Origin of the sequence: Brevundimonas sp. UBA7664 (assembly GCF_002483305.1) — a bacterium.
GTDB lineage: Bacteria > Pseudomonadota > Alphaproteobacteria > Caulobacterales > Caulobacteraceae > Brevundimonas.
In genome coordinates, this window is the sequence record NZ_DLHQ01000059.1 from 105,164 (window position 1) to 114,995 (window position 9,832).

10 protein-coding genes and 1 pseudogene (1 of these 11 only partly in view) are annotated in these 9,832 nt (G+C 65.5%); 6 read left to right on the top strand and 5 right to left on the bottom strand.

The window, feature by feature from the left end:
* The coding region (locus tag B2742_RS14335; RefSeq protein WP_292067564.1) for a hypothetical protein at positions 1 to 192 on the top strand (192 nt) is incomplete at its 5' end.
* On the opposite strand, the gene B2742_RS14340 is transcribed toward B2742_RS14335, so the two are convergent.
* Positions 193 to 840 carry a VOC family protein gene (locus B2742_RS14340; RefSeq protein WP_023512607.1) on the bottom strand — a complete coding sequence of 216 codons (648 nt, stop codon included), beginning with the start codon at positions 838 to 840 and terminating at the stop codon, positions 193 to 195.
* Between the two features lie 275 nt (positions 841 to 1,115).
* On the opposite strand from B2742_RS14340, the gene B2742_RS14345 reads away from it, so the two are divergent.
* The 5 genes from B2742_RS14345 (at position 1,116) to B2742_RS14365 (ending at position 6,074) form a co-directional block, all read left to right on the top strand.
* Positions 1,116 to 1,814 (top strand): phosphatidylserine decarboxylase, encoded by a 699-nt coding sequence (locus B2742_RS14345; RefSeq protein WP_023512608.1) that lies wholly within the window; start codon positions 1,116 to 1,118, stop codon positions 1,812 to 1,814.
* 94 nt (positions 1,815 to 1,908) lie between these two features.
* Complete coding sequence (gene pssA / locus B2742_RS14350; protein ID WP_023512609.1) at positions 1,909 to 2,760, top strand: CDP-diacylglycerol--serine O-phosphatidyltransferase; 852 nt, start codon at positions 1,909 to 1,911, stop codon at positions 2,758 to 2,760.
* A gap of 133 nt (positions 2,761 to 2,893) precedes the next feature.
* The gene (locus B2742_RS14355) at positions 2,894 to 3,349 is read left to right on the top strand and encodes a MarR family winged helix-turn-helix transcriptional regulator (protein ID WP_023512610.1); all 456 of its coding nucleotides are present in this window, start codon (positions 2,894 to 2,896) and stop codon (positions 3,347 to 3,349) included.
* Entirely contained in the window at positions 3,346 to 5,031 is a 1,686-nt protein-coding gene (locus B2742_RS14360; RefSeq protein ID WP_023512611.1) for an MFS transporter, read from the top strand. The genes B2742_RS14355 and B2742_RS14360 overlap by 4 nt, the downstream gene beginning before the upstream one ends.
* 5 nt (positions 5,032 to 5,036) lie before the next feature.
* The gene (locus B2742_RS14365; protein ID WP_023512612.1) at positions 5,037 to 6,074 is read left to right on the top strand and encodes an HlyD family secretion protein; all 1,038 of its coding nucleotides are present in this window, start codon (positions 5,037 to 5,039) and stop codon (positions 6,072 to 6,074) included.
* Positions 6,075 to 6,143: 69 nt separating this feature from the next.
* Here B2742_RS14365 and B2742_RS14370 read toward each other — a convergent pair whose 3' ends face one another.
* The 4 genes and pseudogenes from B2742_RS14370 to radA form a co-directional block, all read right to left on the bottom strand.
* Positions 6,144 to 6,884, bottom strand: a complete 741-nt coding sequence (locus B2742_RS14370; RefSeq protein WP_023516730.1) for an SDR family NAD(P)-dependent oxidoreductase — start codon at positions 6,882 to 6,884, stop codon at positions 6,144 to 6,146.
* Between the two features lie 11 nt (positions 6,885 to 6,895).
* On the bottom strand, positions 6,896 to 8,389 hold the full coding sequence (purF, locus tag B2742_RS14375; RefSeq protein ID WP_023516731.1) for an amidophosphoribosyltransferase: 1,494 nt from the start codon (positions 8,387 to 8,389) through the stop codon (positions 6,896 to 6,898).
* Positions 8,390 to 8,581: 192 nt separating this feature from the next.
* Positions 8,582 to 9,199, bottom strand: a complete 618-nt coding sequence (locus B2742_RS14380; protein WP_023516732.1) for a CvpA family protein — start codon at positions 9,197 to 9,199, stop codon at positions 8,582 to 8,584.
* Between the two features lie 144 nt (positions 9,200 to 9,343).
* Positions 9,344 to 9,832, bottom strand: a pseudogene (gene radA, locus B2742_RS14385) (DNA repair protein RadA) (it continues 920 nt past the right edge of the window).

A 9,832-nucleotide genomic window follows, 5' to 3' on the forward strand; every position in this document is an offset into this window, starting at 1 on the left:
ATCATCGTGCTGAAGGACGGCGGCATTGCCGAGCGCGGCACGCATGGCGAATTGATGCAGCGCGACGACGGCCTCTACGCCTCCATGTGGAACCGCCAGCGCGAGGCCGTGCAGGCCGAGGAGCGCCTGAAGCAGGTGCGCGAAAGCGATGAGCTCGGTATTGTCGTGCGCGGTGCGCCCGCCGCGGAGTGATCACGCTCCCGGCGCGGCGAAGAGGATCAGGTTGCCGTCCGGATCGAGGAGGATGAAGGTCCGCGCCCCCCAGGGCTCCGTCCGGAGCGTTTTGTGGAACGCGACGCCGGCCGCCTGATAGCCGAGGAAAAGCGCCTTGATCTCCGCCGCGCTGTCGAGCGTGATCGAGGCCGAAAGCAGTTCTTCCCGTTGGCGGATGTCTCCGACGAAGACGGGCTCGTGCACCAGTCGCAGGCAGAGCCGTGCCCGGTCACGCACAACGACCCCGTAGAATGGCGGGTCGCCATAGGCGAAATCGACGGCAAAGCCGAGTTTTTCCGTGAAGAAGGCGAGGGAGGCGGCGAAATCGGCGACGTAGAGGATCGGCTCCGCTCCGCTGAGGATCGGGCCTTGCTGCATGCTTTCGGTCGTGCTGTTCATGATGGGGGCTCCTGTTCTGAGCGCCTGCCAGTCCGCAAACCCGTTCTGACGGGCGACGAGCGCCTGCGCATCGGCAAGCGAGAATGCGGCGTCGAGCACCTCCCGATCGGTCAGATCCCGGAAAGCGGGCAGACCGGCGCGGATGATCGCCGCCACCGGATGGTGTCGTTCACGATGCCAGCGCAGGAACTGCTTGGCCTGCTTGCGGAGGTTTTCGATGTTCGGCATGGGCGCTGCTACGGTTTCGGTCGTAGGTGGGCATTGCCCCTTCGGCTCCCGCCGATGCGCCCTACAGCAACACGGAAAGTGTGCCCGCACCGCCCGGCGGTTGTCAACCGCAGGGCGGGAAAGCACGGTATCGGACGGTTGAGAACCGCACTTGCACCTGGTGGGTCGGGCACCGGAGAGGGCCGTGCGCCTGGGGGCTAATCGCCACGCCGCATTGCCCCCATCGCCATTTCACGCTAGGTCGATGGCGTGAAATCATCAGGAGATGTCGGAAGATGAGTTTGGTCGATACGATACGCAGCACCCTGGTGCCGATTCATCGGGAGGGCTGGAAGTTCGTGGCCGGCTTCTTCGTCGCCTCGCTGCTCCTCGGCGCAGCCTGGGAACCGCTGATGTGGATCGGCTTCGTGCTCACGGCCTGGTGCGCCTACTTCTTCCGCGATCCCGAGCGCCTGACGCCGCAGGATGACGATCTTGTGATCAGCCCGGCCGATGGCCGCGTCTCGGCCGTCGCCATGGTGACGCCGCCGGCCGAACTGGAACTCGGTGACCAGCCGATGATGCGCATCTCGGTCTTCATGAACGTCTTCAATTGCCATGTGAACCGCGCGCCGATGCGTGGCCGCGTCACGCGCGTCGCCTATCGTGCGGGAAAATTCCTCAATGCCGATCTCGACAAGGCGAGCCAGGAGAACGAGCGCAACGGCCTCGTCATCGAGAGCGCGCACGGGCCGATCGGCGTCGTGCAGATCGCCGGCCTCGTCGCCCGCCGCATCCTGTGCTGGACCAACATGAACGACAGCCTGGAGGCCGGCGAACGCTTCGGCCTCATCCGCTTCGGCTCGCGCCTCGACGTCTTCCTTCCGGCAGGCGTGCAGCCGCGCGTCAGCGTTGGTCAGACGGCGATCGCCGGTGAGACGGTGCTGGCAGAATTCGGCTCGGCCAAGGGGCCGGTCATCAGCCGTCGCGGCTGAGGAAACGAGAAGAGAGGCAACAGGCAGTCGCCAACAGGGTTTCGCAACATCGACCCTTTCTGCCTGCCGCCCGAAAACAGCAAAGCGAAAAGCGATGGACACACCCTTTCCGCCCTATGAGCCGAATGGACCGAACGACGAAGCGCGCGGTCCGCGCCTGCGGGAAATCCCGCTGCGCATCATCATCCCGAACCTCATCACGGTGCTTGCCATCTGCGCGGGTCTCACCGGTATCAGGCTCGCCTTCGAAAACCGGTACGAGCTCGCCGTCGGCATGGTGCTGCTCGCCGCCTTCCTCGATGGCATCGATGGGCGTATCGCGCGCCTCCTGAAGGCCACCTCGAAGTTCGGCGGCCAGATGGATTCGCTCGCCGACATCGTCAATTTCGGCGTGGCGCCGGCACTCGTGCTCTACGTCTTCATCCTCGACCAGGCGCGCTCCTTCGGTTGGATCGCGGCGCTGATCTATGCTATCGCCGCCGGCCTCAGGCTGGCGCGTTTCAACGTCATGGCCGAGCGTGAGACCAAGGCGAAGTGGCAATCGGAATATTTTGTCGGGGTGCCGGCACCGGCCGGCGCCATGCTGGTGCTGTTGCCGGTCTATCTCGGTTTCCTTGGTCTCGCGCCGAGCCCGCTCTTTGCCTATCTCGCGTCCGGCTACACCGTGCTGATCGGCTTCCTGCTGGTCAGCCGCCTGCCGGTCTGGTCCGGCAAGTCGGAAGGCAGCCGCATCCGTCGTGACCTCGTGCTGCCGGGCATTCTGCTCGTCGTGCTCTATGTCGCAACGCTGATGAGCTTCACCTGGGAAACCATGGTGGTGACGGTCGTCGCCTATCTGGCGACCCTGCCGTTCGGCGCCCGCTCCTGGCAGCGTAAATATGGCGGCTGGACGGCGCCAGTGACACCGGGGGCCAGCGAGTTCCCCGAGGATCCCGACGGGCAGTAGCAACGCCCATCACATCCATGTGAATTTTCAGAAAGCCCTGTCCACATGCTGTGGGCAGGGCTTGATTTTTTATTGCAGGTCGATTAACTAGCAATCAAATAGATAGTAAGCTAATTGTATTTGGACTACTGAGATGAACACACCCGATCCGCGCGAGCGTATCCTGGACGACCTTTCCCGCGTGCAGCGCAAGATGCGCGCCTTGTTCGACGCCCGTGTGAAGGAGCGGGGGCTGACGCTGCCCCGCGCCCGCGCACTTCTGATCCTCGGCCGTGGCGTTAATCTCAACCAGCGTGAGCTCGCCGACGAACTCGACATCGAGACGCCGACGCTCGTGCGCCTGCTCGACGGCATGGAGAAGCAGGGTTTCATCCAGCGCCAGTCGGTGGAGGGCGACCGCCGCGCCAAGCAGATCGCCATGACGCCGCGCGGCGCCAAGGTCGCCGGAGAGGTGCTGGAGCTCGCCCGCTCGCTGCGCGCCGACGTGCTGAAGAGCATTTCGGCGCAGGACATGTCGACCACCGTCAAGGTGTTCGCCGCCATGTCCGACAATATCGCGCAGAGCTGTCGGGAGTGCGTCGAGGCATGAGCGCCGTTCCCGCTGCCGACGGGCGCGGAGGGGAGGGCGAGCCGCCGCGATCCGGGGCGCAGGAGCCGGCCGAGGAAAAACCCGCCGCCCCGCCACCGCCGCCGCCCATGGCGCCGCCAAGGGCTGCCGCCTACATGATCGCCTCCACCCTGCTCGCCATGACGCAGGGCTTCGGCCTGAACCTCGTCGCCGCCAACATCCCGCAGCTCCAGGGCCCATTCGGCGCCACCGCTGCCGAGGCGACCTGGCTGATGGCCGCCTACATGGCGCCGAACGCCTCGCTCTCGCTGGCGCTCATCAAGATCCGCAACCAGTTTGGCCTGCGCCCCTTCGCCGAACTCGGCATCGCCGCCTTTCTCCTCGTGTCGGTGGCGCATATCTTCATCACGGACCTGCAGTCCGCCCTCGTGCTGCGCTTCTTCGCCGGCATCGCGGCGGCACCGCTTTCCTCGCTCGGCTTCCTCTACATGCTGGAGGCCTTCAGCCCGGCGCGCAAGCTGACGATCGGCATCTCGCTCGCGCTGACCAATATCGGTCTTGCCGCCCCGCTCACCCGGTTCATCTCGCCGGCGCTCATCGATCTCGGCGGTGTGCGGGCGCTGCTGCGTTTCGAGCTGGCGCTTGCCATGCTCTCCTTCGCAGCGATCTATCTCCTGCCGCTGGCGCCGCCACCGCGGGCAAAGGTCATCGAGAAGCTCGATATCGTCAGCTACTTGTTCATCGCCGTCGGTTTCGGCTCGGGTGCCGTCGTGCTGGTGCTCGGCCGGCAATATTGGTGGCTGGAGGCCCCCTGGATCGGCACCCTGCTCGTTGTCATGGTCGGCGCGCTCACCATCGCCGCCGTCATCGAGCTTAACCGTGAAAGGCCGTTGATCGACCTGCGCTGGCTGTTCAGCCGCGAGATGCTGCACTTTGCCGCCGTGCTGGTGCTGTTCCGGCTGATGCTGGCCGAACAGACCGCCGTCGCCGGCAATTTCTTCCAGATCACCGGTCTGCAGAACGATCAGCTGGCCGGGCTCTACGGCATGGTGGCGCTCGCCACCGCCGCGGGCGGCCTTCTCTGTGCGGCCATCCTGAAGCCCGGCCGGGAGCCGGGTATCCATATGGTGGCGCTGCTTTTGATCGGCGCCGGCGCCTTTCTCGACAGCCGGGCGACGAACCTGACGCGGCCGGAGCAGATGTATGTCAGCCAGGCGATGATCGCCGCCGGCGGCAGCCTGTTCCTGCCGCCGGCCATTGCTTCCGGTTTCACGCTGGCGCTGCGCAAGGGGCCGCAATACATCCTTAGCTTCATCGTCGTCTTCCTGGTCACGCAGAGCCTCGGCGGCCTTGCCGGCTCGGCGCTGTTCGGCTCCTTCATCACGCTGCGCGAGAAGTTCCACTCGAACATCCTCGCCGAGGCGATGACGCTTGCCGATCCGCTCGTTGCCGGCCGCGTGGCGCAGCTTTCCGCCGCCTATGGCCGCACGATCATCGATCCGGCCGTGCTGAAGGCGGAGGGCGTCGCGCTGCTCGGCCAACAGGTGACGCGGGAGGCCAATGTGCTCGCCCACAACGATGCCTTCCTCGTCATCGCGCTGCTTGCCGTCGGCGCCGCCGCGGCGCTCGCCATCCACATGCTCTACATCCGCATCAGAGAGGCCAGCGCTCGCAATGGCGAGCCGGCGGCCGTTGAAGGTTGACCGAAATGAAGACTTACATCCGCAATACCGCCACGGCGCTCGCCCTCGTCCTCGGCGTGACCGGCATCGGCGCAGTGCTCTACGCCTGGCAGCTGCCGCCCTTTGCCAGCGACGTCCAGACGACGGACAATGCCTATGTGCGCGGCTACGTGACGCTGATCAGCCCGCAGCTCGCCGGCTACGTCACCGAGGTGTCCGTGAAGGACTACGAGACGGTCAAGGTCGGCGCGGTGCTCGCCCGGCTCGACGACCGCATCTTCCGCCAGAAGGTCGAGCAGGCCAATGCCACGCTCGCCAGCCAGAAGGCGGCGCTCGCCAATTCCGAGCAGCAGGAGAACGCCGCCAAGGCGCGCATCGGCGCCAGCGAGGCGGCGCTCGACAGCGCGACCTACGCCAAGCGCCGGGCGGAGGAGAACTGGAACCGCATCGAGGAGCTGTCGAACAAGGGCATCGCCACCCAGAGCGATCGCGAGCAGAGCCGCACCACGCTTGACCAGGCGGAAGCGTCCATTGCGCAGGCGCAGGCGAATCTTGAAGTCTCCCGGCAGGACCTGCAGACGATCATCGTCGGCCGTGATTCCCTGCGCGCCGCGGTGGCGGGTGCGGAGGCCTCGGTGGAGCTCGCCAGGATCGATCTTTCCAACACGGTCATCACCGCCCCGCGTGACGGTGCCGTGGGCGAGGTGGGCGTCAAGCTCGGCCAGTATGTCGCCGCCGGCACACAGCTGATGGCCGTCGTGCCGCATGACACCTGGGTCATCGCCAACTTCAAGGAAACCCAGCTCGCCTATATCCAGCCCGGCCAGAAGGTCGAGGTCAGCGTCGATGCGCTGAAGCACGCGACGCTGACCGGCCATGTCGAGCGCTTCTCGCCTGCCGCCGGCTCGGAGTTCAGCGTGATCAAGCCCGACAACGCCACCGGCAATTTTACAAAGATCGCCCAACGCGTGCCCGTGCGCATCAGCATCGACCAGGGGCAGGACATGGCGAAGCGCCTCGCACCGGGGCTTTCGGTGGTGGTGAAGACGGTGGTGGGGGAGTAGGGATGGGCTTGGCGGGCTGAACACCCCCTCTGCCCTGCCGGGCAGAGGGGGTGTTCAGCCCGAACCGGATCACTCCGGCAGGCGATAGTCCAGCAAACGCCCCTGGCGCATGTCGAAGAGCTTGCCCGTTTCGGCATAGTCGGGTGCGACGAGCGACAGGATGACCTTGGCGACCTCCGAGGGATGCTGCAGGGTCGAAGGGTCCTCGCCGGGGATGGCCTGTGCGCGCATGGCGGTGCGGGTGGCGCCGGGGTCGAGCGAGGTGATGCGCAGGGCGGTGCGCTGCGTCTCGCCGGCCCAGGTGCGCGCCAGCGCCTCCACAGCGGCCTTGGAGGCCGAGTAGGGGCCCCAGAAGGGCTTGCATTTGTGTGCGGCGCTGGACGAGAGGATGACGGCGCGGCCGGCATCCGATTTCAGGAGCAGCGGCTCAAGCGAGCGGATCAGCCGCCAGGTGGCGGTGACGTTGATCGCCATCACCTTGTCGAACACCTTCGCTTCGATATGGCCGATCGGCGAGATCGTGCCGAGCACGCCGGCGTTCGCGACGAGAATGTCCAGCTTGCCCCAGCGCTCGAAGATCGAGCCGCCGAGCTTGTCGATCGCCGGCATGTCGGCGAGGTCGAAGGGCACCAGCGTTGCCGCGCCGCCGGCGGCCTTGATGGCATCGTCCAGTTCTTCGAGGCCACCGATCGTGCGGGCGCAGGCGATGACATGCGCGCCGGCCTTTGCGAGTTCGAGGGCGGTGAAATAGCCGATACCGCGCGACGCGCCGGTGACCAGCGCGAGGCGGCCTTTCAGGTCGATGCTCATACTATCTTCGATTATCCGTTGCTTGCCATTACCGAGACCTTCCGTCCCATCGTCTCGCCTTCCTTGTCAAGGAGGCGCGTCGGATAGTCGCCGGTGAAGTAATGGTCGGTGAACTGCGGGCGGGCCGGGTTGCGGCCCTCGCCGCCGACGGCGCGGTAGAGCCCGTCGATGGAGAGGAACTCCAGCGAATCCGCCCCGATATACTTCGCCATCGCCTTGACGTCGTTGTACTGGTTGGCGAGCAGCTTGTCCCGGTCGGGCGTGTCGATGCCGTAGAAGTCGGGGTAGAAGATCATCGGGCTGGCGACGCGGATATGCACTTCCTTGGCGCCTGCATCGCGGATCATCTGCACGATCTTCAGCGACGTCGTGCCGCGCACGATCGAATCGTCGACGAGGATGACGCGCTTGCCGGCGATCATCGCGCGGTTGGCGGAATGCTTCAGCTTCACGCCGAAGGCACGGATCTGCTGTGTCGGCTCGATGAAGGTGCGGCCGACATAGTGGTTGCGGATGATGCCGTATTCGAACGGGATGCCGCTTTCCTGCGCGTAGCCGAGTGCCGCGGGCGTGCCGCCATCCGGGACGGGAACGACGACGTCGCCCTCGACCGGGTGTTCCTTGGCAAGGTTCATGCCCATGTTCTTGCGTGCGACATAGACCGAACGGCCACCGACAACGGAATCGGGGCGGGCGAAATAGACGTATTCAAAGAGGCAGAGGCGTTCCGGCTGCGGATTGCCCGATTTCTTCGCCTCGATGGTGATCGAGCCGTCCGGCTGGATTTCGCAAACGATGATCTCGCCGTTCTCGACGTCGCGGATGTACTTCGCGCCGATGATGTCGAGCGCGCAGGTTTCCGAGCAGAAGATCGGCTTGCCGTCGAGCTCGCCCATGACGAGCGGACGGATGCCCGTGGGGTCGCGCGCGGCGATCAGCTTGGTGCGGGTGATGCCGAGCATCGAGTAGCCGCCTTCCATCTGGCGGATCGCATCGATGAAGCGGTCGGTCGTGGAGGTGTAGCGCGAGCGGGCGATGAGGTGGAGCACCACTTCCGTGTCCGATGTCGACTGACAGATGGCGCCGCCCGCGATGATCTGCCGGCGCAGCGTCAGGCCGTTGGTGAAGTTGCCGTTATGGGCGACGGCGATGCCGCCGACTTCCAGTTCCGCAAAGAGCGGCTGTACATTGCGCAGCGCCACTTCTCCCGTCGTGGAGTAGCGCGTGTGTCCGATCGCCATGTTGCCGGGCAGCTTGGCGAGCGTCACCGGGTTCGTATAGTGGTCGCCGACGAGGCCCATATGCTTTTCCGTATGGAACTGCTTGCCGTCGAAGGAGACGATACCGGCGGCTTCCTGGCCGCGGTGCTGGAGCGCGTGCAGGCCGAGCGCCGTCAGCGTTGCGGCTTCCGGATGACCGAGAATGCCGAAGACGCCGCACTCTTCGTGAAGCGTGTCGCCATCGAGATCGTCGTCGTGGCGGCCGGGGAACTGGAAGTCGCTCATTGCTGCAAGCCTTTGCTCGGGACCGTAAGAGGTTGCACGGGGTTCTGGGTCATTCGGCAAGGCCCATATGGGTATTGCCTAAAGCATTTGCCACCGAGGCCCGGAAGCGTCAGTGGCTGATGGTCTATCCTACCAAAAAATCGGGGAGCCTGCCTTCGCCATTTCTCGCGAGTATCAGCTCCCCTGATCGATTTATCCGTTTGTGGCGGGCGTCTCTTCGGCGGGCGCCTGGTTCGTGCCGCCGGAGGCGCCATCCGGATCCTCCGTGCCGCCTTCGGTGGGCGCGCCTTCGGCGGATTTGCCGCGCAGGCGGTCGAGGATCGTCGCGTCGGCATCTTCCGGCAGGAGCGCCACGAGGCGCGAGCCGAGATTGTCGAGCAGCGGCTTGGATTTTGCCGTGGTGACCCAGGACGGCTGCTGCTGCGGCGCGACCAGCCAGTTGAAGAACAGCATGGCGACGACGACGAGCAGGATGCCGCGCGCTGCACCGAACAGGAAGCCAAGCGTACGGTCCAGCGCGCCGATGCGGCTGTCGATGATGAAATCGGCCATGCGCATGGTGATGAAGGAGATCACGATGAGCGCGACGAGGAAGACGGCAGCAGCCGAGCCGACCATGGCGACCGTATCGCTCGTCGTATAGTCCTTCGCATAGGGCACGAGGACCGGATAGAGGAAGTAGGCGGCTGCCGCGGCACCCACCCAGCTGGCGACGGAGAGCACCTCACGCGAAAAACCGCGCACCATCGCCAGTACGGCGGAGAACAGCGCGACGCCGATGACGATACCGTCGAGAATTGTGATGGGCATGTTCGTCCTACTCCAAACCCGAAATGTCGCCGGGCCCCGCCTCGTTCAAGCGGGGGCACCTTAGCGGAAGGCGTCTTCGCCGTCTCAGTTCGGCACGCCGGCGACCGATGTTTCCCACAGGCCATTGCCGTTTGCCGGAGGGCGTCAAACGTCCTCGTCTTCCCGCTTCAGGGCGCTCTTCGAACCGGCAATGCGCGCCACCAGATCCGGCAGGCTGTCGATCTCGCTCCAGCGGCCGCCATTGCCCTTGGGCAGATCGGCGGAACCGGCGGGCAGGACGGCCTGCGAAAAACCCAGCTTTTCCGCCTCCTTGAGGCGCTGGGCGGTGTGCGCCACCGGGCGGATTGCGCCCGACAGGCTGACTTCGCCGAAATAGACGCAATCGGCAGGAAGGGCAAGACCGGCAAGCGACGAAACGAGCGCCGAGGCGACCGCAAGGTCTGCAGCCGGTTCCGAGATACGGTAGCCGCCCGCCACATTGAGGTAGACGTCGTGTTGACCGAGGCGCACGCCGCAATGGGCCTCCAGCACGGCGAGGATCATCGAAAGCCGCGCCGAATCCCAGCCGACGACCGCACGGCGCGGCGTGCCGAGCGAGGTGGGGGCGACGAGGGCCTGCACCTCGACCAGCAC

What these genes read in the sequence shown, in the direction of transcription:
- pssA (WP_023512609.1), top strand. Translation starts at nt 1,909, where the DNA reads ATGGACACACCCTTTCCGCCCTATGAGCCGAATGGACCGAACGACGAA.
- B2742_RS14370 (WP_023516730.1), bottom strand. Translation starts at nt 6,884, where the DNA reads ATGAGCATCGACCTGAAAGGCCGCCTCGCGCTGGTCACCGGCGCGTCG.
- B2742_RS14340 (WP_023512607.1), bottom strand. Translation starts at nt 840, where the DNA reads ATGCCGAACATCGAAAACCTCCGCAAGCAGGCCAAGCAGTTCCTGCGC.
- B2742_RS14365 (WP_023512612.1), top strand. Translation starts at nt 5,037, where the DNA reads ATGAAGACTTACATCCGCAATACCGCCACGGCGCTCGCCCTCGTCCTC.
- purF (WP_023516731.1), bottom strand. Translation starts at nt 8,389, where the DNA reads ATGAGCGACTTCCAGTTCCCCGGCCGCCACGACGACGATCTCGATGGC.
- B2742_RS14355 (WP_023512610.1), top strand. Translation starts at nt 2,894, where the DNA reads ATGAACACACCCGATCCGCGCGAGCGTATCCTGGACGACCTTTCCCGC.
- B2742_RS14360 (WP_023512611.1), top strand. Translation starts at nt 3,346, where the DNA reads ATGAGCGCCGTTCCCGCTGCCGACGGGCGCGGAGGGGAGGGCGAGCCG.
- B2742_RS14345 (WP_023512608.1), top strand. Translation starts at nt 1,116, where the DNA reads ATGAGTTTGGTCGATACGATACGCAGCACCCTGGTGCCGATTCATCGG.
- B2742_RS14380 (WP_023516732.1), bottom strand. Translation starts at nt 9,199, where the DNA reads ATGCCCATCACAATTCTCGACGGTATCGTCATCGGCGTCGCGCTGTTC.